The sequence below is a fragment of the Thauera sp. DNT-1 genome, from assembly GCF_055393985.1.
In genome coordinates this window covers 681,459-701,435 of record NZ_AP043752.1, presented here as the reverse complement: position 1 = coordinate 701,435, position 19,977 = coordinate 681,459, and the positions used below count along the sequence as shown (strand labels likewise).

At 69.3% G+C, this 19,977-nt stretch carries 23 protein-coding genes; 13 read left to right on the top strand and 10 right to left on the bottom strand.

The features are described from left to right. Positions 1-10 precede the first annotated feature (10 nt). The 6 genes from mfd to amrB all read right to left on the bottom strand — a co-directional run bounded on the left by mfd (position 11) and on the right by amrB (position 7,475). Positions 11-3,484 (bottom strand): transcription-repair coupling factor, encoded by a 3,474-nt coding sequence (mfd, locus tag ACZ5PP_RS03335; protein ID WP_464826749.1) that lies wholly within the window; start codon positions 3,482-3,484, stop codon positions 11-13. 158 nt (positions 3,485-3,642) lie between these two features. After that, positions 3,643-4,281, bottom strand: a complete 639-nt coding sequence (locus ACZ5PP_RS03330) for a putative metalloprotease CJM1_0395 family protein (RefSeq protein ID WP_464826748.1) — start codon at positions 4,279-4,281, stop codon at positions 3,643-3,645. Between the two features lie 20 nt (positions 4,282-4,301). Further along, positions 4,302-4,958: a dienelactone hydrolase family protein gene (locus ACZ5PP_RS03325; RefSeq protein ID WP_464826747.1), complete on the bottom strand. Its 657-nt coding sequence runs from the start codon at positions 4,956-4,958 to the stop codon at positions 4,302-4,304. An 18-nt stretch (positions 4,959-4,976) separates the two neighbouring features. Continuing rightward, entirely contained in the window at positions 4,977-6,101 is a 1,125-nt protein-coding gene (amrS, locus tag ACZ5PP_RS03320; protein WP_004302110.1) for an AmmeMemoRadiSam system radical SAM enzyme, read from the bottom strand. Continuing rightward, a complete protein-coding gene (amrA, locus tag ACZ5PP_RS03315; protein ID WP_276658473.1) occupies positions 6,098-6,664 on the bottom strand; it encodes an AmmeMemoRadiSam system protein A in 567 nt (188 codons plus the stop codon). The genes amrS and amrA overlap by 4 nt, the downstream gene beginning before the upstream one ends. Further along, positions 6,651-7,475, bottom strand: coding sequence for an AmmeMemoRadiSam system protein B (gene amrB, locus ACZ5PP_RS03310; protein WP_004302104.1), 825 nt, complete (start codon positions 7,473-7,475; stop codon positions 6,651-6,653). The genes amrA and amrB overlap by 14 nt, the downstream gene beginning before the upstream one ends. Positions 7,476-7,604: 129 nt before the next feature. Between amrB and ispD the strand changes: the two genes are divergently transcribed. Genes ispD through thpR form a run of 3 tightly spaced genes read left to right on the top strand, consistent with a single transcriptional unit; the run spans position 7,605 to position 9,359 of the window. Further along, on the top strand, positions 7,605-8,315 hold the full coding sequence (ispD, locus tag ACZ5PP_RS03305) for a 2-C-methyl-D-erythritol 4-phosphate cytidylyltransferase (protein ID WP_187283002.1): 711 nt from the start codon (positions 7,605-7,607) through the stop codon (positions 8,313-8,315). Then, on the top strand, positions 8,312-8,806 hold the full coding sequence (ispF, locus tag ACZ5PP_RS03300) for a 2-C-methyl-D-erythritol 2,4-cyclodiphosphate synthase (protein WP_004302101.1): 495 nt from the start codon (positions 8,312-8,314) through the stop codon (positions 8,804-8,806). Before ispD ends, ispF begins: the two co-directional genes overlap by 4 nt. After that, positions 8,799-9,359, top strand: coding sequence for an RNA 2',3'-cyclic phosphodiesterase (thpR, locus tag ACZ5PP_RS03295; protein ID WP_004302100.1), 561 nt, complete (start codon positions 8,799-8,801; stop codon positions 9,357-9,359). Before ispF ends, thpR begins: the two co-directional genes overlap by 8 nt. Positions 9,360-9,590: 231 nt before the next feature. On the opposite strand, the gene ACZ5PP_RS03290 is transcribed toward thpR, so the two are convergent. The 3 genes from ACZ5PP_RS03290 to ACZ5PP_RS03280 all read right to left on the bottom strand — a co-directional run bounded on the left by ACZ5PP_RS03290 (position 9,591) and on the right by ACZ5PP_RS03280 (position 11,477). After that, positions 9,591-10,031 (bottom strand): host attachment protein, encoded by a 441-nt coding sequence (locus tag ACZ5PP_RS03290; protein ID WP_004302099.1) that lies wholly within the window; start codon positions 10,029-10,031, stop codon positions 9,591-9,593. Between the two features lie 206 nt (positions 10,032-10,237). Then, complete coding sequence (locus ACZ5PP_RS03285) at positions 10,238-10,702, bottom strand: flavodoxin family protein (protein ID WP_004302098.1); 465 nt, start codon at positions 10,700-10,702, stop codon at positions 10,238-10,240. A 1-nt stretch (position 10,703) separates the two neighbouring features. Then, complete coding sequence (locus ACZ5PP_RS03280) at positions 10,704-11,477, bottom strand: M90 family metallopeptidase (protein WP_276658485.1); 774 nt, start codon at positions 11,475-11,477, stop codon at positions 10,704-10,706. 203 nt (positions 11,478-11,680) lie between these two features. Between ACZ5PP_RS03280 and cysE the strand changes: the two genes are divergently transcribed. The 10 genes from cysE (at position 11,681) to iscX (ending at position 19,366) form a co-directional block, all read left to right on the top strand. Further along, complete coding sequence (cysE, locus tag ACZ5PP_RS03275) at positions 11,681-12,448, top strand: serine O-acetyltransferase (protein ID WP_004302095.1); 768 nt, start codon at positions 11,681-11,683, stop codon at positions 12,446-12,448. Between the two features lie 206 nt (positions 12,449-12,654). Then, positions 12,655-13,137, top strand: a complete 483-nt coding sequence (gene iscR / locus ACZ5PP_RS03270; protein WP_004302094.1) for a Fe-S cluster assembly transcriptional regulator IscR — start codon at positions 12,655-12,657, stop codon at positions 13,135-13,137. Between the two features lie 8 nt (positions 13,138-13,145). Further along, the gene (locus ACZ5PP_RS03265; protein WP_012585421.1) at positions 13,146-14,309 is read left to right on the top strand and encodes a cysteine desulfurase family protein; all 1,164 of its coding nucleotides are present in this window, start codon (positions 13,146-13,148) and stop codon (positions 14,307-14,309) included. Positions 14,310-14,366: 57 nt separating this feature from the next. Continuing rightward, the gene (locus tag ACZ5PP_RS03260; protein WP_004315116.1) at positions 14,367-15,578 is read left to right on the top strand and encodes an IscS subfamily cysteine desulfurase; all 1,212 of its coding nucleotides are present in this window, start codon (positions 14,367-14,369) and stop codon (positions 15,576-15,578) included. Positions 15,579-15,644: 66 nt separating this feature from the next. Further along, positions 15,645-16,028, top strand: a complete 384-nt coding sequence (gene iscU, locus ACZ5PP_RS03255; RefSeq protein WP_004315115.1) for a Fe-S cluster assembly scaffold IscU — start codon at positions 15,645-15,647, stop codon at positions 16,026-16,028. Between the two features lie 26 nt (positions 16,029-16,054). After that, positions 16,055-16,378: an iron-sulfur cluster assembly protein IscA gene (gene iscA / locus ACZ5PP_RS03250; RefSeq protein ID WP_004315114.1), complete on the top strand. Its 324-nt coding sequence runs from the start codon at positions 16,055-16,057 to the stop codon at positions 16,376-16,378. A 10-nt stretch (positions 16,379-16,388) separates the two neighbouring features. Beyond that, complete coding sequence (gene hscB / locus ACZ5PP_RS03245; RefSeq protein ID WP_004315113.1) at positions 16,389-16,922, top strand: Fe-S protein assembly co-chaperone HscB; 534 nt, start codon at positions 16,389-16,391, stop codon at positions 16,920-16,922. A 27-nt stretch (positions 16,923-16,949) separates the two neighbouring features. Next, positions 16,950-18,818 (top strand): Fe-S protein assembly chaperone HscA, encoded by a 1,869-nt coding sequence (gene hscA / locus ACZ5PP_RS03240; RefSeq protein ID WP_004315111.1) that lies wholly within the window; start codon positions 16,950-16,952, stop codon positions 18,816-18,818. A gap of 10 nt (positions 18,819-18,828) precedes the next feature. Then, positions 18,829-19,170 (top strand): ISC system 2Fe-2S type ferredoxin, encoded by a 342-nt coding sequence (fdx, locus tag ACZ5PP_RS03235; RefSeq protein WP_004315110.1) that lies wholly within the window; start codon positions 18,829-18,831, stop codon positions 19,168-19,170. A gap of 1 nt (position 19,171) precedes the next feature. After that, positions 19,172-19,366, top strand: coding sequence for a Fe-S cluster assembly protein IscX (iscX, locus tag ACZ5PP_RS03230; protein ID WP_004315108.1), 195 nt, complete (start codon positions 19,172-19,174; stop codon positions 19,364-19,366). A 108-nt stretch (positions 19,367-19,474) separates the two neighbouring features. On the opposite strand, the gene ACZ5PP_RS03225 is transcribed toward iscX, so the two are convergent. Beyond that, a complete protein-coding gene (locus ACZ5PP_RS03225; protein ID WP_004315106.1) occupies positions 19,475-19,933 on the bottom strand; it encodes a response regulator in 459 nt (152 codons plus the stop codon). Positions 19,934-19,977: the final 44 nt, after the last annotated feature.

The following is a 19,977-nucleotide window of genomic DNA, read 5'->3' as shown; positions in this document are numbered from 1 at the left end:
CTTCGCCGGATCAGGCCTTCACCGCCTCGAGCAGGTCCTTCACCGCCTTCACGCGCTCCTTGAGGTTGGGCAGGCTGGCACGGCGCACGAGCTTCTCGGGGCCGGCCATCTTGGTGCTGCGGTCCTTCTGGATCAGGAAGATGACTTTGACCGGGTCGATCGGCGCGTCCTTGGCGAACTGCACGCTGATCTGCGCATCGGACGCATCGAGCTTGTGCACCCCGTAGTCCTTCACCAGCATGCGCAGGCGGTGGGTCTCGATCAGCGCGGCGGTCTGCGCCGGGAGCTCGCCGAAGCGGTCGATGAGCTCTTCCTGCAGCGCACGCAAATCTTCTTCCATCTCGCAGTTGGCCAGGCGCTTGTACAGCGTCAGGCGCTCCTGCACGTCGGGGCAGTAGTCGGTGGGCAGCAGCGCCGGGGTGTGCAGGTTGATCTCGGAGACGACCTCCAGCGGCTGCGACAGGTCGGGCTCCTTGCCGGCCTGCAGGTCCTTGACCGCACGCTTGAGCATCTCGGTGTACAGGCTGAAGCCGACCTGCTGGATCTCGCCCGACTGGTTCTCGCCCAGCACCTCGCCGGCGCCGCGGATCTCGAGGTCGTGCATCGCCAGGTAGAAGCCGGAGCCGAGGTCTTCCATCATCGCAATGGCTTCGAGCCTTTTCTGCGCCTGCGCGCTGGGCTTGGCGCCCGGCTGGGTCAGCAGGTAGGCGTAGGCCTGGTGGTGGCTGCGCCCGACGCGGCCGCGCAGCTGGTGCAGCTGCGCCAGGCCGAAGCGGTCGGCGCGGTTGATGATGATGGTGTTGGCGGTGGGGATGTTGATGCCGGTCTCGATGATGGTGGTGCACAGCAGCAGGTTGGCGCGCTGCTGGGTGAAGTCGCGCATCACGCGCTCGAGCTCGCGCTCGGGCAACTGGCCGTGGCCGACGACGATGCGCGCCTCGGGCAGCAGCTCCTCGAGGTCGTCCTTCATGTTGTCGATGGTGTCGACCTCGTTGTGCAGGAAGTAAACCTGGCCGCCGCGCTTGAACTCGCGCAGCACCGCCTCGCGGATCAGGCCGCGACTGGAGGGCTGGACGAAGGTCTTGATCGCCAGGCGCTTCTGCGGCGCGGTGGCGATCACCGAGAACTCGCGCAGGCCCTCCATCGCCAGGCCCAGGGTGCGCGGGATCGGCGTGGCGGTCAGGGTCAGGATGTCGACCTCGGAGCGCAATTGCTTCAAGGCCTCCTTCTGGCGCACGCCGAAGCGGTGCTCCTCGTCGATGATCACCAGGCCGAGGCGCTTGAAGATCACGTCCTTCTGCAGCAAACGGTGGGTGCCGATGATGATGTCGACCTTGCCCTCCGCGAGGAGCTGCAGGGCCTCGGCCTGCTCCTTGGCCGACTTGAAGCGCGACAGCTCGGCGAGCTTGATCGGCCAGTCGGCGAAGCGGTCGGCGAAGGTCTGGTAGTGCTGCTCGGCGAGCAGGGTGGTCGGGCACAGCACCACCACCTGCTTGCCGTCGGCCACCGCGATGAAGGCGGCGCGCAGCGCGACCTCGGTCTTGCCGAAGCCGACGTCGCCGCACACCAGGCGGTCCATCGGGCGGCCGGATTTCATGTCGGCCACCACCGCGTCGATGGCGGCCTGCTGGTCGGGCGTGGTCTCGAAGCCGAAGGCCTCGGCGAAGGCTTCGAGGTCATGCTGCTTGAAGTCGAAGCGGTGGCCGGGGCGGGCAGCGCGCTGGGCATAGAGCGCGAGCAGTTCGGCGGCGGTGTCGCGCACCTGCATCGCGGCCTTCTTCTTGGCCTTCTCCCACTGGCCGGAGCCGAGGCGGTGCAGGTCGACCGCCTCGGGGTCGGCGCCGGCGTAGCGGGTGATCACGTGCAGCTGCGACACCGGCACATAGAGCTTGTCGCCGCCGTTGTACTCCAGATGCAGGAACTCGGTGTCGCCCTCGCCGAGGTTCATGTGGAGGAGACCGAGGTAGCGGCCGATGCCGTGCGAGACGTGCACCACCGGGTCGCCGATCTTGAGCTCGGAAAGGTCGCGCAGCCAGCCTTCCATGGTGGCGGCCTTGCGCGCGTCGCGGCGCACGCGGCTGCGCGCGGTGGCGGCGTAGAGCTCGGTCTCGGTCAGCACCGCGAGCCTTGCAGCCGGTAGAACGAAGCCGCGCGCGAGCGGGGCGACGCCGAGCGCGAGGCGGGCGTCGGAATCCAGGAAGGCGCCGAAATCGGCCGTGGCCTCGGGGCGCACGTCGTACTCGGCGAAGAACTCGGCCATGGTCTCGCGCCGGCCGGGCGAGTCCGACAGCAGCAGCACGCGACCGTCGAAGCCGTCGAGGAAGGCCTTGAGCTTGTGCAGCGGGTCGGTGGCCTTGCGCTCGACCGCGACCTCGGGCGGGGGCAGGGCGAGCGCGTCGGTGCTGGCGGCCGCGGGCTCGGCGCCCGCTTTGGCGCCCACTTCGGCCCCGATCGCCAGGCGCGGCAGGTTCTTCAGCGCGATGAAGAAGGCCTCGTCGGTCAGGAAGAGCTGCTCGGGTGCCAGCACCGGGCGGCTGCGGTCGCCCTTCAACAGGTCGTGGCGCGAGCGCGTGTCCTTCCAGAACTCGGCGATCGCCGCCGGCACGTCGCGGTGCAGCAGCACCGGCGTCTCGGCGGGCAGGTAGTCCAGCAGCGTCGCGGTCTCGTCGAAGAACAGCGGCAGGTAGTACTCGATGCCGGCGGGGGCGATGCCGTTGGAGACGTCCTTGTAGATCGACGCGCGCGTCGGGTCGCCCTCGAAGGTCTCGCGGAAGCGGCTGCGAAAGCGCGTGCGCCCCTTGTCGTCGAGCGGGAACTCGCGCGCCGGCAGCAGGCGGATCTCCTTGGTGGGATACACCGTGCGCTGGGTGTCGGGGTCGAAGGTCTTGATGCTCTCGACCTCGTCGTCGAAGAGGTCGATACGGAAGGGCAGCGGCGAACCCATCGGGAACAGGTCCACCAGCCCGCCGCGCACCGAGAACTCGCCCGGGCTCACCACCTGGGTGACGTGCGCATAGCCTGCGAGCGCCATCTGCGCCTTGAACTGCTCGACGTCGAGCTTCTCGCCCTGTTTGAGGAAAAAGGTGTACGCGGCAAGAAAACCCGGCGGCGCCATGCGGTACAGCGCGGTGGAGGCGGGCACCAGCACGATGTCGGTCTCGCCGCGGCTGATGGCGTAGAGCGTCGACAGCCGCTCGGAGATCAGGTCCTGGTGGGGCGAGAAGCTGTCGTAGGGCAGGGTCTCCCAGTCGGGCAGCAGGTGCGCGCGCAGGCCGGGTGCGACCCAGGCGATCTCGTCCTGCAGGCGCTGGGCGTCGAGCGGGTTGGCCGTGATCACCACCAGCATGCGGCCGCGGCTGGCGAGCTGGGCGATGGCGAGGGCGTCTGCCGAGCCGGCGAGCGGCTCGAGTTCGAGCCGGCCGCCGGGCTTGGGCAGCTTGACCGTGGCGAGCCGGGAGAGGAGGGCGTCGAGGGAGAGGGACATCGTGGTTTCTCGAGCGTCGTCTGCGGACTGCGACCCTCCGTCACCGTGGCGGAGGCGGGCAGCACGGCGGTAGGGACGCGGGGCCGGCAAAGAGAGAATTATCGTTCATCCCGGCCCGCCAGCGCACGGCGTGATCGCTCGAACGTGGAGCGGAAGGCTCAGGCGGTGGCTGAAAGGGTGGGCCCCTGGCCTGGAGCGACCGCTGCCGAATAGGCCTGCGCCGCTCGCATGCCGCGATAGCCGGGGCCATCGCGCGTGGCCGCCGCCTCGGTGCCCGCGCCGCCTTGCTCGAATTCGCGGCGGGCGATCTCCATGCGCGCATCGCTTGCCATTCGGGAAGCCTGCGCGGCGACCTGGCGGTCCTGGCCCGACGGCTCGGCGGGCGCGAGGGCTGCGGCGCGGATGCGCTCGGCCTTGGAGAGGGACTCCTCTGGGCTGCGGCCCGGCGAGGTATCGATCCCGACCTCGCCGCCGATCGCGTAGCGCTGGCCGTCCGGGCCGGTCTGATAGGTGTAGCTGGCGCCCCGGGTCACCAGGCCGGCGCCCGCGGCGACATGGGCCATCTCGTGGGCACGGACCTCGCGGTCGCGTTCCGCGAGCTCGGCGACCTGGCGCTGTTCGGCCTCGGAGAGCGTGTCGGCCGCCCCCGCCCCCGCTCCTGCTTCTCGCGCCTCGCCGCCGGCCCCCGCCGTCGCCGGCCCCCCGGAGGCGCCGGCAGGGCGGGCGGCATTCATCGCCGTGGCCTGGCGCCACGCCGCGTCACCGCCACCGAGCGAGGAAATCGACATTGCGGACATGAAGCGGGCGCGCTCCGATCCTATTCCACCCGCGTGCGCTCGGCCGCGGCGAGGTGCTGTTCGAGCCAGCTCGTCACCGCCCGCGCCTGCAGGATCTCCTGCTGGCGGGCGTCACCGGCGTCGGGCAGGGCGAGCCAGTGGCGCGCCCCCCCGAGCAGGGAAAAGGCTTTCTCCAGGATCGCGCTCTCCGGGGCGCCGGGGCTGACGATGAAGCGCACCGGGCAGCACAGCTGGCGCAAGGGCTCGGCACCCGCGAGGTCGGCGCGGCCGTCGACACAGGCGATCGCCGCGAAGGTCTCCGGCGCCTTGACCGCCGCGCGGATCGCGGCGGCGCAGCCGGTGTCCTGCGTGACGAGGCCGAGCTGCAGCCCGGCGAGCGGCGGCTGGTGGGCGATCCACTCGACCGCCGCGAGGATGCGCTCGGTCAGGCGGGCGATGTTGTACGACGCATCGGGGTCGCGCAGCGCCTCCTGCCGGGTCAGCAGGTCGACCCGGAGAGTGGCGAAGCCGCGCGACTGCAGGGCGACATCGACCGGCCGGGGCCCGCAGTCGAGCGCAGGGTGTCCGCTCGACTGCGGGAGGATGGCGAGCCCGCGCACGTCCGGCGCGTGTGCAAGCAGGCCGTCGAGCCACGCGCCCTGTGCGGGGATGCTGATGAGGGTGTTTCGAAGTTTCACGTTGGGGGTCGAATGCGCTCAGGTGCCGTGACGGTGGATGGCGACCGGGATGCGGCGCGCGCCGAAGGCGTCGCCGACCGCGGCGCCCACTGCAGCGAAGCGACCGGCGAGCACGCTGCCGCAGTGCGGACAGTGGCCATCGTTGCCGAGGGCGTAGCGTCGGATCTCGTACCAGTCGCGCACGATCAGGGGCTCGCCGCAGCTCGCGCAACGGGTCGTGTCGCCTTCGATGTCGTGCACGTTGCCGGTGTAGACGTGCTTCAGGCCGGCGTCGAGGGCGATGCGGCGCGCGCGCGCGAGCGTGGCGGGCGGCGTGGGCGGCAGCTCGTCCATCTTGAAGTCGGGGTGGAAGGCGCTGAAGTGCAGCGGCACCTCGGCGCCCAGCTCCTTGCGCACCCAGTTCGCCAGCGCGGTGACCTCGCTGTCGGAGTCGTTGTGGCCGGGGATCAGCAGGGTGGTGAGTTCGACCCACACGTCGGTCTCGTGGCGCAGCCATACCAGGGTGTCGAGCACGGGCTGCAGATGGGCGCCGCACAGCTTGACGTAGAAGTCGTCGGTGAAGCCCTTGAGATCGACGTTGGCCGCATCCATGCGCGAGAAGAAATCGCGCCGCGCGCACTCGGAGATGTAGCCGGCGGTCACCGCCACGGTCTTCAGCCCGCGCGCATGGCAGGCGTCGGCCACGTCCATCGCGTACTCGGCGAAGATCACCGGGTCGTTGTAGGTGAAGGCGACGCTGTGGCAGCCCCAGCGCAGCGCGGTCTCGGCGATTTCCGCGGGCGAGGCCTCGTCCATCAGGGTGTCGAGGTCGCGCGACTTGGAGATGTCCCAGTTCTGGCAGAACTTGCACGCCAGGTTGCAGCCGGCGGTGCCGAAGGAGAACACCTTGCTGCCCGGGTAGAAGTGGGCGAGCGGCTTCTTCTCGATCGGGTCGATGCAGAAGCCCGAGCTGCGTCCATAGGTGGTGAGCAGCATGTCGTCGCCCTCGCGCATGCGCACGAAGCAGGCCCCGCGCTGGCCGGGGTGCAGCTTGCACAGGCGCGGACACAGGTCGCACTGGTAGCGACCGTCGTCGATGCGGTGCCAGTAGCGCGCGGGATGGCGGCTGCCGACCTCGGCGGCTGGCGCGGGCTTCGTGTTCATGAGGGCTCCCGTTCGGTCTCCTTGAACTTTTCCACGTGATAGCGCGCGGCCATCAGCTCGACGACCTCGCGGTTGGTGGGCAGACCGGCCTTGTGCTTGAGCGCGGCGAGGAACTGGCGCGGCTCGGGCAGCTGCTCCCACACCTGGGGCAGGAAGGTGGCGCTGTGGCAGCCGGAGAAGATGATCAGCCCGTCCTCGCCGGGGCGCAGCTGGGCGAGCAGCTCTTCCTCGCCGAAGAAGTCGAGGAACTCCGGTTCGGACAGGATGGAGACCTCGATCGCCACCGCGCCGAGCTCCTCGGGCGCGAGCGGCTCGAAGCGCGAGTCCTCGAAGGCCGCCGCGAGCGCGTTGTGGATCACGTCCTCGCCGAGCTCGCGCGAGCGCCGCAGACTGCCGATGCAGCCGCGCAGCTCGCCGTCCTTGGCGAGGGTGATGAAGGTCGCGCCCTTCTCGTGCAGGCGGGGATCGTCCGGGATGACCGGGGCGGGGCCGCGGCCGAGGCGGTGGGCGATCGCGGTGCGCGCGAGCGCGAGCAGGGTGGTACCGAAATCAGTGTCGGGCATGGCTTGGGGGTTCCGCTTCACAAAAGGCGATGCTGGTGTAGCCGACGACGCGCGAGCGGTCGCCCGCGGTGTCGCCGGAGTTGCGCAGGTCCAGCAGGTGGGCCTGCAGGTCGTGCTTGCGGGCGGCGAGCAGCAGCCCGTTGATCGGGGTGGCGCCGCAGGCCTGCTCGTGGTCGAGACCGGGGCGCAGTTCGAGCACCTGGTCCACCGCTGCGCGGTCGGACCATTGCGCCTCGCGGTAGCTCAGGTAATGCGAGAGGTCCGAGCTGATCAGGATCAGGGTCTCGGGGCCGCCCCACAGGCGCTCGATCAGGCTGGCGGTGGCTTCGGGCGAGGCGTCGCCGACCAGCACCGGGACGATCTCGAAGCGCTCGAGACAGACCTGCAGGAAGGGCAACTGCACCTCGAGGCAGTGCTCGAGCGCGTGCGGGCGATCGTCGACCAGGACATCGTCGCGCGCCTGCAGGGCCTCCCAGTCGCCGCGTGCGACCGGGACCTCGCCGAGCGGGGTGGCGAAGCGCTGCGCTGCCGGCAGCGAGAAGCCGCGCACCGCCACGCGATGCGTGGGGCCGAGCATGACGACGCGCCGGATGCGCTCGCGCAGCGGTGCGAGCAGCGCATAGGCGCTCGCCGCCACCGGCCCGGAGTACATGTAGCCCGCGTGCGGCACGATGATCGCCTTGGGCGCGGGCGCCGACTCGAAGGCGACCGCGGTGGAGAGCATCTCGGCGAGCTGGGTGCGCAGCACGCGCTCGTCGCGAGGATAAAACTGCCCGGCCACGGCTGCCGGGCGGATCGAAGCGAGTGCCATGGAGGAATCCTGCGGGGATGTCATCGTTGGAACAGATTCCATTATAGGCAGCCCGGCCGGGATCGTCCCGCATCGAAACCCGTGCTTGCACAAGCCCGCGCGGCGGGCGGCGCGGCTAGAATGCGCGCCATGCAGATCAGCCACCCACGCCACTTCGCCATCGTGCCCGCCGCAGGCAGCGGCTCGCGCATGGCCGCCGCGCGTCCCAAGCAGTATCTGTCGCTGCTCGGTCGCCCCCTGATCCATCATGCGCTTTCGGTTCTGTGCGCCGCGCCTGCGATCGACGCGGTGTTCGTCGTGCTCTCGGTGGACGACACGGAGTGGGCAACGCACGACTGGAGCGCGCTCGGCCCCAAGCTGCGCCCGCTCTTCTGCGGTGGCGCCACGCGCGCCGACAGCGTGCTCGGCGGCCTGCGCGCGATCGCCGGCGAGGCGGCGGCTGGGGACTGGGTGCTGGTGCACGACGCCGCGCGCCCCTGCCTGGCGCCCTGGCATGTCGACAAGCTCGTACGCGAGCTCGCCCACGACGAGGTCGGCGGCTTGCTGGCAGTCCCGGTGGCCGACACCCTCAAGCGTGCCGACGAGCACCGCCATGTGTGCGAGACCGTGCCGCGCGACAGCCTGTGGCAGGCGCAGACGCCGCAGATGTTCCGCTACGCCATGCTGCGACGCGCGCTCGAAGGCGCGCGCGAGGTCACCGACGAGGCGAGCGCGATCGAGGCCGCCGGCCTGCGTCCGCGCCTGGTGCAGGGCGACGCCACCAACCTGAAGGTCACCTATCCGCTCGACCTGCACCTGGCCGAGTGGATCCTCGAGAACCGTGAGGGCCACAACGCATGAGCATCCCCTTTCGCATCGGCCAGGGCTTCGACGTGCACGCCCTGGTCCCCGGCCGGCCGCTGATCGTCGGCGGCGTCGACATTCCCTTCGGGCATGGACTGCTCGGCCACTCGGATGCCGACGTGCTGTTGCATGCGGTGACGGACGCGCTGCTCGGCGCCGCCGGCCTGGGCGATATCGGCCGGCTCTTCCCGGATACCGACCCGGCCCACGCCGGCGCAGACAGCCGCGTGCTGCTGCGCGAGGCCTTCGCGCGCGTGCGCGCAGCGGGCTGGGAGGTCGTGAACCTCGATGCCACGCTGATCTGCAAGGCGCCGCGCATCCTGCCGCACGCCCCGGCGATGGTGGCCAACCTGGCCGCCGACCTGGAGATGGACGCGACGGCGATCAACATCAAGGGCAAGACCACCGAGAAGCTCGGCTTCACCGGACGTGGCGAAGGCATCGCCGCGCAGGTGGTCGCGCTGATCGCGCGCGCGGAGCATGGCTGAAGCTGCAGCGGACGCGGGGAGGGCGCCGAATCTGCGGCTCTTCTTCGCGCTGTGGCCGGATGCCGCCACCCGCGCCGGGCTGCATGCGCGTGCACGGGCGCTGCATTCCGAGTGCGGCGGTCGCGCGATGCGTCGTGACACCATCCACCTGACCCTGGCCTTCCTCGGCGAAACGCCTGTGCGGCAGGTGGAGCGATTGCGCGCGGTGGCCGCGGGCGTCCAGGGGGAGGGCTTCGCGCTCGACCTCGATCGCGTCGGCAGCTGGCATCGCAACCGGATCCTGTGGACCGGTCCGTCGATGGTGCCGCCAGCGCTGGCCGCGCTCGCGCAGGATCTGGAAGGACGGCTGCGCGCGGACGGCTGCGCACTCGAGGCGCGTGCCTTCTCCCCGCATGTCACCCTCGTGCGCAACGCCCACGCTGCGCCCCGCGAGGCGCAGCTCGCACCTCTGCGATGGACGGTCGGCAGCTTCGTCCTGGTCGCCTCCGAGCGCAGCGCCGCCGGTGCGCACTACCGCACGATCGGGCGCTGGCCGTTGAAGCGGCGTGGGTGATTCGATCGGGCGGAGCCGAAAGCGAACGGGGCGCAATGCGCCCCGTCCTCGATCGGGTCACGTCTCGCGTGCCCGGGGTCTCCGTAGTGGAGACGATGTCTTCATCGTGTGTACTGCATCCGTCAGGAAAGCTGCATCCTCGGGGGTTCGGTCAAGCACATCCTCCTTGGCTCGGGCAGGTGCCCTCGGCCATTGGCTGATCGGATCTGGAGCCTTCGTGAACGTCCTCCCTCAGAGAAAGATCGTCGAGCCGAGGCGTTCCCCCAGCTCGTCCTGCGTCGACTTGGTGTAATCCTTTTCGAAGCGGTCTGTGACCATCTGCGCGGTGGGGCCGTCGATGACCGCGTTGAGCAGGCCCATGAAGGCGGGTGGAGCGACCAGGATCGCACGCTTGAATGCATTCGAGGTGCGTCCATGGTAGAGCGTCTGGGCAATCTCCTGTGCGAACACTTTGGCCTCGTGCTGCTTGGGCAGGGTCTGCGGCTGCATCGAGCCGCCACCGGTGCCGTTCGAGCCATTCGCGCCCGAGCGGTCCGAGACCAAGTCGCCATTCTTTTGTCTGCTTTCCGGGTGGATCAGTTCCTTGACCAGCGTGAGCCCCTTGTTCGGGCCCAGGTTGGCGTACAGCTTCGCCAGGCTGGCGTTGGCAACCAGAATCCAGGTGATGGCCATAAGCAATCCTCCGTTCGATTAAAGACCGGGTGCCCTGCGCAGTGGGCACGATCGAAGCTTAGGTCACGCGAACCGACTCCGCCACGACCATCGTTACCGCTTCGTGAAAACCGATCCCGATTGACGCAAACGTGAACTTACCCGACGTGCTCGCCGCGACCGCGTCCCTGCGGCATCGCACGCCCGACGCCTCGCCCCTCGCACGCTCAGAACACCCCCATCGCCAACCCGGCCGCCATCGCCTCGCCGAGCTCGCGCGCGCGCTCCAGGTCGGCGGGGGTGATCTCGCGCCGCACGATCAGGGCCTCGGCGACCGTCTTCCAGCCGTAGCCGTTGGCGATGCGGCCGATCTCGCGCACTGCGCCGGTGCCGTCGTTGCCGGCGCTGACGAAGACCGCATAGGGCAGGCCGACGAGTTTGCCCTCGCAGGGGTAGTAGGTGCGATCGAAGAAGTCCTTGAGCGCGCCCGACATGTAGCCGAAGTTTTCCGGCGTACCGAGCAGCAGGCCGTCGCACGCGAGCAGGTCGGCGGTGCCGGCGTCGAAGGCGCGCAGCAACCGCGTCTCGGTCTCGCTCACGCGTAGCGCCCCCTCGAGCACCGCGGTGGCGAGCCGGCCCGTGTTGCCGCTCTGGGTGTGATGGACGATCAGCAGGCGTTTGGGCGCGCTCATGTCAGCCTCCGGCAGCGGCCGCCGCGCGGGCGGCGGGGTCCATTCCGTAGAAGTGCACGAGTTGATCGTAGACCGCAGGAAAGCGCCTGTGCAGCACGAGCGGATCCTCGAAGAACACCTCGGAGACCACCGCGAAGAACTCGCCCGGGTGCTCGGCGCCATAAGGGTCGATCGTGGTGTCGACGCCGCGGTCGACCTCGGCGCAGAACGCCTCGTAGGCCTCGCCGAAGGCCTTGGCCCAGTCCCGGCGAGACATGCCGGGGCGCAGGCGGGGCAGGCCGTCCACGTCGCCGTTCTCCATGTCGAGCTTGTGGGCGAACTCGTGAATGACCACGTTCACGCCCGCCGGAGCGTCGTTCCCGGGAAACCAGGACAGCAGCACCGGCCCGCCGGCCCAGGCCTCGCCCAGCACCTCGTCCTCGTATTCGTGCAGCACGCCGGCCTCGTCGACGATGCGGCGCGGGATCAGGAAGTCGCCCGGATAGACGATCACTCCCACCCAGCCCTCGTAAGCCTGCAGGCCGATGTGAAGTACCGGCAGGCAGGCCTGCAGCGCGATCGCCAGCAGCATGTCGTCGTCGAGTTCCAGCCCCTGCGCACCATGGAACTCCTTGCACCCGAGGAAGGCGAGCGCCATCTCGCGCAGACGCAACCGATCGTCGGGAACGAGGTGGTCGAGGAAGGGCAGCCTCGCTTCGACCCGCCGCCACTGCGACTCGTCGACCAGGGGGCGGGCGGGCGGGATGCCGAGCAGGCGGCGGAAGAGCTGGAGCATGAGCGCAGGTCCGGAGTGATCCCGCGCGATCATTGCCCGCCCGCGCCACGCGTGCAAGCCGCGTCTTGCGGGTGGAGCGGTCGCAGCGCGGGCTTTCGGCGGGGCGCTATAGTCGATTAAAATTCTCGGGAATTGAATGCGTGGCGCCCGCTCGACGCGGTCCGCCGTGTTTTTTCCACCGCACATCCGGGAGTCCTTCCATCATGTTCAGCCGCCTCCGAGAAGATCTGGCCAGCGTCCGCGAGCGCGACCCCGCCGCGCGCTCCACGCTCGAGGTGCTGACCTGTTATCCCGGCATCCACGCGCTGATGTTCCACCGCCTCGCTCACGGCGCCTGGCGCCGCGGCTGGTTCTGGGCGGGGCGCTTCGCGAGTCACGTCGGCCGGCTGCTCACCGGGATCGAGATCCACCCGGGAGCGAAGATCGGCCGCCGCGTGTTCATCGACCACGGCATGGGCGTCGTGATCGGCGAAACCGCGGAGATCGGCGACGACTGCACGATCTACCAGGGCGTCACCCTCGGCGGGACCTCCCTCTACCGCGGCACCAAGCGCCATCCCACCCTGGGGCGTGGCGTGGTGGTGGGGGCGGGCGCCAAGGTGCTCGGCGGCTTCACGGTAGGTGACGGCGCCAAGGTCGGCTCCAACGCGGTGGTGGTGAAGCCCGTGCCCGCCGGCGCGACCGCCGTCGGCAATCCGGCTCGCATTCTCGACTCGGACAAGGATAGCGAGCGCGACGCCGCGCGCGAGCAGAAGGCCGAGCAGTTCGGCTTCAGCGCCTACGGCGTGACCCGCGACATGGACGACCCGGTCGCCAAGGCGCTGCACGGCCTGCTCGACCATTCCGTTGAGACCGACCGCCGCCTGCAGGCCATCCTGGCCCGTCTCGAGGCCGCGGGGATCAAGCTCGACGACACGGTCGCCCCGAGCGACCATTTCGACCCGGGCCGGCTGTCGCGGATGGTGGATTGATTCGCACGCCTGCGGTGCCGGACGATCGAGCGCCGTGTTCGCGGCTGGCGCCGCGGCTGCAACGGCGCCCCTCGCGCCTTGCAGCGCAAGACTCGTCTCCCGATTAGTTGACCGTTTTTGTCGGGATCCATATACTCGACAAAAATGATGGGATATTCGGCGGCCCCCGGCACGCGCGAGCCCGGACAGCCTTCGAGGAGAGCCTCATGCGACTTACGACCAAGGGACGGTTTGCGGTGACCGCGATGATCGACCTGGCTGCCCGCCAGGGGGACGGGCCCGTCACGCTGGCGGGCATCGCCGAGCGCCAGAGCATCTCGCTGTCCTACCTCGAGCAGCTCTTCGGCAAGCTGCGCAGGCACAAGCTGGTCAACAGCGTGCGCGGTCCCGGCGGCGGCTACCGACTGGCGCGGGCGATGGACGAGATCACCGTGGCCGACATCATCATCGCGGTCGACGAGCCGATGGACGCCACCCAGTGCGGCGGCAAGGAAAACTGCCACGACGATCACGTGTGCATGACCCACCACCTGTGGTCCAACCTCAACCAGCGCATCTACGCCTACCTCGACTCGGTGAGCCTGGAGGCGCTGGTCAAGCACCAGGTACGGCCCGACGCCGACATGACGGTGCTCAAGAGCGTGCGGCGGCGCAGCCGCATGCCGGTGCACGAGATCGCCGCGGTCTGAGGTCGCGCATGAACTTCGCTCCCATCTACCTCGACTGGAACGCGACCACGCCGCTCGATCCGGCGGTGCGCGAGGCCATGCTGCCCTGGCTCGGCGCCGCCGAGCCGGCGCGCTTCGGCAACGCCTCCAGCCGCCACGAATACGGCCGCCAGGCGCGTGCCGCGGTGGACGAGGCGCGCGCGCGGGTGGCCGCGGCGGTCGGCGCGCACGCGACCGAGGTGATCTTCACCAGCGGCGGCTCGGAAGCCAACAATCTCTTCCTCAAGGGCGCCGCGCCCAACCGCGAGCCGGGCGTGGTGGCGGTGAGTGCGATCGAGCACCCCTGCGTGCGCGAGCCGGCCCGCCAGCTGCGGCGCGCGGGCTGGACGCTGCGCGAGATCGCGGTCGATGCGCAGGGCGTGATCGACCCCGCCGACTGGAGCGCGGTGCTGGAAGCCCGCCCGGGCCTGGTGTCGGTGATGCTGGCCAACAACGAGACCGGCGTGCTGCAGGACGTCGCCGCACTGGCGCGCGCGGCGCGCGCCGCCGGCGCCTGGTTCCACACCGACGCGGTGCAGGCGCTGGGCAAGGTGGCGGTGGATTTCCGCGCGCTCGGCGTGCATGCGATGACGCTGTCCGCGCACAAGATCGGCGGTCCGCTCGGCGCGGGTGCGCTGGTGCTGGACAAGCGCGTCGAGCTCGCGCCGCTGATCGCCGGCGGCGGCCAGGAGCGCGGGTTGCGCTCGGGGACCGAGAACGTGGCCGCGATCGTCGGCTTCGGCGTGGCTTGCGAGCGCGCGGTCGCGCGGCGCGAAGGCGAGGGCGTGCGCCTGGCCGCCCTGCGCGACGAACTCTGTGCCGCGCTCGCCGGGCGCGGCGCGCGGATCTTCTCGGCGGCTGCCCCGCGCCTGCCGAATACCGTATTCTTCGCGGTCGAGGACATCGACGGCGAGACCCTGGTCGGCCGCCTCGACCGTGCAGGCTTCGCGTGCGCGAGCGGCTCGGCGTGCTCGAGCGCGAACCCCGAACCGTCCCGCACCCTGCTGGCGATGGGCGTGGAGCGCGGGCTGGCGCGCGCCGCGGTGCGTGTGAGCCTCGGTCGCGACACGCGCGCGGACGACGTGCGCAGCTTCATCGAAACCTTCGTCCGGGTGACGGACGAACTCAAGAACCTGGCCTCGATCGGGGCCTGAACCGGCCACGCTGGCCATTCACCGAACTCGCTAACGAAGAAAGTGCGGAGAGACACAATGCTGAAGTTCCCCATCTACCTCGACTACTCGGCGACGACTCCGGTCGATCCGCGCGTGGCGGCAAAGATGATCCCCTGGCTGACCGAGCATTTCGGCAACCCGGCGAGCCGCTCGCACGCCTACGGCTGGGAGGCCGAGAAGGCGGTCGAGGATGCGCGCGAACAGGTCGCCGCACTGGTCAATGCCGACGCCAAGGAGATCATCTGGACCTCGGGCGCGACCGAATCGAACAACCTCGCCATCAAGGGGGCGGCGCACTTCTACCAGGGCAAGGGCAAGCACCTGATCACCGTGAAGACCGAGCACAAGGCGGTGCTCGACACCGTGCGCGAGCTCGAGCGCGAGGGTTTCGAGGCCACCTATCTCGACGTGCAGGAGAACGGGCTGATCGACCTCGAGGTGTTGAAGGCGGCGATCCGTCCCGACACCATCGTGGTCTCGGTGATGTTCGTGAACAACGAAGTCGGCGTGGTGCAGCCGATCGCCGAAATCGGCGAGATCTGCCGTGAGAAGGGCATCGTGTTCCACGTAGATGCGGCGCAGGCCACCGGCAAGGTCGATATCGACCTCGACAGGCTCAAGGTCGACCTGATGAGCTTCTGTGCGCACAAGACCTACGGCCCGAAGGGCATCGGCGCACTGTACGTGCGCCGCAAGCCGCGCGTCCGCCTGGAAGCGCAGATGCACGGCGGCGGCCACGAGCGCGGCCTGCGCTCGGGCACGCTCGCCACCCACCAGATCGTCGGCATGGGCGAGTCCTTCCGCATCGCGCGCGAGGAGATGGCCGAGGAGAACGCCCGCGTCGGCAAGCTGCGCGACCGCCTGCTCGCCGGCCTCACCGACCTCGAGGCCACCTTCGTGAACGGCGATCTCGCGCAGCGCGTGCCGCACAACCTCAACATTTCCTTCGCCTACGTCGAAGGCGAGTCGCTGATCATGGCGGTCAAGGACATTGCGGTGTCCTCCGGCTCGGCCTGTACCTCGGCCAGCCTGGAACCATCCTACGTGCTGCGCGCGCTCGGCCGCAACGACGAGCTCGCGCACAGCTCGATCCGCTTCACCATCGGCCGCTTCACCACCGAGGAAGAGATCGACTACACGATCAAGCTCCTGCACGACAAGATCGGCAAGCTGCGCGAGCTCTCGCCGCTGTGGGAGATGTACAAGGACGGCGTCGACCTCGACGCGGTGCAGTGGGCAGCCCACTGAACTTTAGTGCAGAAGATGATGTAAATTGCAGGTGAAGCGATTCACCGCCCCAGCAGGAGAAAAAACATGGCATACAGCGAAAAGGTCCTCGACCACTACGAAAACCCCCGCAACGTCGGCTCCTTCGGCAAGGAAGAAGAAGGCGTGGCCACCGGCATGGTCGGCGCGCCCGCCTGTGGCGACGTCATGAAGCTGCAGATCAAGGTCGGCAAGGACGGCGTGATCGAAGACGCGAAGTTCAAGACCTACGGCTGCGGCTCGGCGATCGCCTCGAGCTCTCTGGTCACCGAGTGGGTCAAGGGCAAGACCCTCGACCAGGCGCTCGACATCAAGAACACCCAGATCGCCGAAGAGCTTGCGCTGCCGCCGGTCAAGATCCACTGCTCGATCCTCGCCGAAGATGCGATCAAGGCCGCCGTGGCGGACTATAAAAAGAAGCATGAGGCCTGAGCGGCCTTCGTCGAAGAGGAGGAAACATGGCTGTCACGCTATCTGAATCGGCTGCGCGCCACGTCTCGAACTTCATCGCCAAGCGCGGCAAGGGCTTCGGCATCCGTCTGGGCGTGAAGACCTCGGGCTGTTCGGGCATGGCCTACAAGCTCGAGTTCGTCGACCAGACGGAAGACGAGGACGAGGTCTTCGAGAGCCACGGCGTCAAGGTCGTCATCGACCCCAAGAGCCTGGCCTATCTCGACGGCACCGAGCTCGACTTCGTCAAGGAGGGCCTCAACGAGGGCTTCAAGTTCAACAACCCGAACGTCAAGGACCAGTGCGGGTGCGGCGAGAGCTTCAACGTCTGAGCCGGACCCGATGAGCATCGACCTGACGCAGGACTACTTCGCCCTCTTCGGCCTCCCGCGCCGCTATGCCCTCGACGAAGGCGCGCTCGAAGCCGCCTGGCACGAGCTGCAGGGGCGCGTGCATCCCGACCGCCACGCGCACCTGTCCGACTTCGAGAAGCGGCGCTCGATGCAGTGGGCGACGCGGGTCAATGAAGGCTTTCGCGTGCTGCGCAAGCCGCTCGCGCGCGCCCAGTACCTGCTCGAGCTCGCCGGCGTCGACGCCGCGCTCGAGACCAACACCGCGATGTCCCCCGAGTTCCTGATGGAGCAGATGGAGTGGCGCGAGGCGGTGGAGGAGGCGCGCGAGGCGGCCGAGGTCTCCGAGCTCGAAGATCTGCACAGGCGCCTGCTCGGGCATGCGCGCGAGGTGCGCGGGCATCTCGCCGCGCAGCTCGACGAGCACCAGGACTACGAGGCCGCGGCCGACACCGTGCGTCGGCTGATGTTCATCGAGAAGCTCCAGCAGGAAATCGACGAAGCGCTGCTCGCGCTCGAAAACTAGAACTCGAAAAGGCACGGAACAGCACCGATGGCTCTGTTGCAAATCACCGAACCCGGCATGTCCACCGAGCCGCACCAGCACCGGCTCGCCGTCGGCATCGACCTCGGGACCACCAATTCGCTCGTCGCCACCGTGCGCAACGGCATCGCGATCTGCCTGCCCGACGAGGCCGGCCGCACCATGCTGCCCTCGGCCGTGCGCTATCACGCCGATGGCGGCATCGAGGTCGGTCTGGGTGCGCTCAAGGCGCAGGCGGTCGATCCGCGCAACACCATCGTCTCGGTCAAGCGCTTCATGGGCCGCGGCCTCAAGGACGTCACCCACATCGAGGCGATGCCCTACGACTTCGAGGACAGCCCCGGGATGGTGCGGCTGCGCACGGTGCAGGGCGTCAAGAGCCCGGTGGAGGTCTCCGCCGAGATCCTGCGCCGCCTGCGCGAACGCGCCGAGGCCAGCCTCGGCGGCGCGCTGGTCGGCGCGGTGATCACCGTGCCGGCCTACTTCGACGACGCCCAGCGCCAGGCCACCAAGGACGCGGCGCGCCTGGCCGGGCTCGACGTGCTGCGCCTGCTCAACGAACCGACCGCCGCCGCGGTGGCCTACGGCCTCGACAACGCGGCCGAGGGCGTCTACGCGGTGTACGACCTGGGCGGGGGCACCTTCGACCTCTCCATCCTCAAGCTCTCGCGCGGCGTGTTCGAGGTGCTGTCGACCAACGGCGACGCCGCGCTCGGCGGCGACGACTTCGATCATCGCCTGTTCTGCTGGATCCTCGACCGCGCCAAGATCTCGCCGCCCTCGCTGGAAGACGCGCGCCGCCTGCAGATGAAGGCGCGCGAGGCCAAGGAGCTGTTGACGAGCTGTGACGAGGCCCCGGTGCATGTGCGCCTGGCCTCGGGCGAAGAGGTCGACCTCGTGGTGACCCGCGAGGAGTTTGCCGAGATGACCACGCATCTGGTCCAGAAGACCCTGGCCCCGGTGCGCAAGGCCTTGCGCGACGCCGGCCTCGCGCCCGACGAGATCAAGGGTGTGGTGATGGTGGGGGGCGCGACCCGCATGCCCCACGTCCAGCGCGCGGTCGCGAACTACTTCGGCCAGGAGCCCCTGACCAACCTCGACCCCGACAAGGTCGTCGCACTGGGCGCGGCGATGCAGGCAAACGTGCTCGCAGGCAACCGCGCCGACCAGGACGACTGGCTGCTGCTCGACGTCATCCCGCTCTCGCTCGGCCTCGAGACCATGGGCGGCCTGGTCGAGAAGGTCGTGCCGCGCAACGCCACGCTGCCGATCGCGCGCGCGCAGGAATTCACCACCTTCAAGGACGGCCAGACCGCGATGGCCTTCCATGTCGTGCAGGGCGAGCGCGAGCTCGTCTCCGACTGCCGCTCGCTCGCGCGCTTCGAGCTGCGCGGCATTCCCCCCATGGTGGCGGGCGCGGCGCGCATCCGCGTGACCTTCCAGGTCGATGCCGACGGCCTGCTGGCGGTGTCGGCGCGCGAGATGTCCTCGGGCGTCGAGGCCAGCGTGCTGGTCAAGCCCTCGTACGGCTTGTCGGACGACGAGATCGCCGAGATGTTGCGCTCGGGCGTGGATCACGCCGGCGACGACATGGCCGCGCGCGCGCTGCGCGAGCAGCAGGTCGAGGCCGACCGTGTCGTCGAAGCCACCGAGCAGGCGCTCGGCCACGACGGCCACCTGCTCTCCGCCGTCGAGTCCGCCGAAATCCGCAGCGTGATCGCGCGCCTGCGCGAGCTGCGCGCCGGCACCGACAACCGTGCCATCAAGGCCGGCATCGACGCGCTCGCGCGCGCCACCGACACCTTCGCCGCGCGCCGCATGGACAACAGCATTCGCAGCGCGCTGGCCGGCCACAAGGTCGACGAACTCCCCATCTGATACTTCGCCCATGACCCAGATCATCGTCCTGCCCCACGTCGAACTCTGCCCGGACGGCAGCGTCCTCGAGGCCGCCCCCGGCACCACCCTCTGCGACGCGCTGCTCGAACACGGCATCGACATCGAACACGCCTGCGAGAAGTCCTGTGCCTGCACCACCTGCCACGTCATCGTGCGTGAGGGGTTCTCCTCGCTGAACGCCGCCGAGGACGAGGAGGAAGACCTGCTCGACAAGGCCTGGGGCCTGGAACCGCAGTCGCGCCTGTCCTGCCAGGCGGTGGTCGCCGCGACCCCGCTGGTGGTCGAGATTCCGCGCTACACCATCAACATGGCTCGCGAAGGAAAGCACTGACATGAAGTGGACCGAGGTTCAGGAGATCGCCATCCAGCTCGCCGACGCCCACCCCGACGTCGACCCGACCCGGGTGAATTTCGTCGACCTGATGAACTGGACGATGGCGCTGCCCGATTTCGACGACGATCCCAAGCGCTGCGGCGAACGCATCCTCGAAGGCATCCAGCAGGCCTGGATCGACGAGGTCGCCTGAAGGTGCGCGCGTCCGGTGCGCGAGCGCCGGACGCGGCATGCGTCGTCGTCGACGCGGTTCGGCTGGAATCGCGACTGGCGTCGCGCCTACGGGGGACTCCCGCGTCGCTCAATACGCCCCGCGCGCGACCGTTTCGGTGGACTCGTTGAGTTCCAGCCAATAGTGCCCGATCAGTCCGATCGCGCGCTCGAAGCGGTCGAAATCCACCGGCTTGCGGATGTAGCTGTTCGCTCCGAGGCGGTAGGCCTGGGCGAGATCGAGCGGCTCCCGCGAGGTGGTCAGCACCACCACCGGCAGCAGCGCCGTGCGCTGGTCGGCGCGGATGCGGCGCAGGACCTCCAGGCCGTCGATGCGCGGCAGCTTGAGGTCGAGCAGCACGACCGCCGGCAGCGGCGGCAGCGGCTGTCCCGCGCGACTCCCGGTCGAGAACAGGTACTCCACCGCCTCCACGCCGTCGTGCGCCACCACCACCGGGCTGGTGATGCGGTTGCGCGACAGGGCGTGGAGCGTCAGCGCCTCGTCGTCCGGATTGTCCTCGACCAGCAGGATCGGTCTTTCGCTTGCCATGTTCCTGAATGAGGTGAGGGGGGTAGGGGCGGCCGAGGCCGCCG

Coding starts and splice junctions, on each gene's coding strand:
- thpR (WP_004302100.1), top strand. CDS start 8,799: ATGGCTGAAGCTGCAGCGGACGCGGGGAGGGCGCCGAATCTGCGGCTC.
- iscR (WP_004302094.1), top strand. CDS start 12,655: ATGCGACTTACGACCAAGGGACGGTTTGCGGTGACCGCGATGATCGAC.
- iscU (WP_004315115.1), top strand. CDS start 15,645: ATGGCATACAGCGAAAAGGTCCTCGACCACTACGAAAACCCCCGCAAC.
- fdx (WP_004315110.1), top strand. CDS start 18,829: ATGACCCAGATCATCGTCCTGCCCCACGTCGAACTCTGCCCGGACGGC.
- ACZ5PP_RS03285 (WP_004302098.1), bottom strand. CDS start 10,702: ATGAGCGCGCCCAAACGCCTGCTGATCGTCCATCACACCCAGAGCGGC.
- hscA (WP_004315111.1), top strand. CDS start 16,950: ATGGCTCTGTTGCAAATCACCGAACCCGGCATGTCCACCGAGCCGCAC.
- amrA (WP_276658473.1), bottom strand. CDS start 6,664: ATGCCCGACACTGATTTCGGTACCACCCTGCTCGCGCTCGCGCGCACC.
- amrS (WP_004302110.1), bottom strand. CDS start 6,101: ATGAACACGAAGCCCGCGCCAGCCGCCGAGGTCGGCAGCCGCCATCCC.
- ispD (WP_187283002.1), top strand. CDS start 7,605: ATGCAGATCAGCCACCCACGCCACTTCGCCATCGTGCCCGCCGCAGGC.
- ACZ5PP_RS03290 (WP_004302099.1), bottom strand. CDS start 10,031: ATGGCCATCACCTGGATTCTGGTTGCCAACGCCAGCCTGGCGAAGCTG.
- mfd (WP_464826749.1), bottom strand. CDS start 3,484: ATGTCCCTCTCCCTCGACGCCCTCCTCTCCCGGCTCGCCACGGTCAAG.
- ispF (WP_004302101.1), top strand. CDS start 8,312: ATGAGCATCCCCTTTCGCATCGGCCAGGGCTTCGACGTGCACGCCCTG.
- cysE (WP_004302095.1), top strand. CDS start 11,681: ATGTTCAGCCGCCTCCGAGAAGATCTGGCCAGCGTCCGCGAGCGCGAC.
- ACZ5PP_RS03260 (WP_004315116.1), top strand. CDS start 14,367: ATGCTGAAGTTCCCCATCTACCTCGACTACTCGGCGACGACTCCGGTC.
- iscA (WP_004315114.1), top strand. CDS start 16,055: ATGGCTGTCACGCTATCTGAATCGGCTGCGCGCCACGTCTCGAACTTC.
- ACZ5PP_RS03225 (WP_004315106.1), bottom strand. CDS start 19,933: ATGGCAAGCGAAAGACCGATCCTGCTGGTCGAGGACAATCCGGACGAC.
- ACZ5PP_RS03330 (WP_464826748.1), bottom strand. CDS start 4,281: ATGTCCGCAATGTCGATTTCCTCGCTCGGTGGCGGTGACGCGGCGTGG.
- ACZ5PP_RS03265 (WP_012585421.1), top strand. CDS start 13,146: ATGAACTTCGCTCCCATCTACCTCGACTGGAACGCGACCACGCCGCTC.
- amrB (WP_004302104.1), bottom strand. CDS start 7,475: ATGGCACTCGCTTCGATCCGCCCGGCAGCCGTGGCCGGGCAGTTTTAT.
- iscX (WP_004315108.1), top strand. CDS start 19,172: ATGAAGTGGACCGAGGTTCAGGAGATCGCCATCCAGCTCGCCGACGCC.
- hscB (WP_004315113.1), top strand. CDS start 16,389: ATGAGCATCGACCTGACGCAGGACTACTTCGCCCTCTTCGGCCTCCCG.
- ACZ5PP_RS03280 (WP_276658485.1), bottom strand. CDS start 11,477: ATGCTCCAGCTCTTCCGCCGCCTGCTCGGCATCCCGCCCGCCCGCCCC.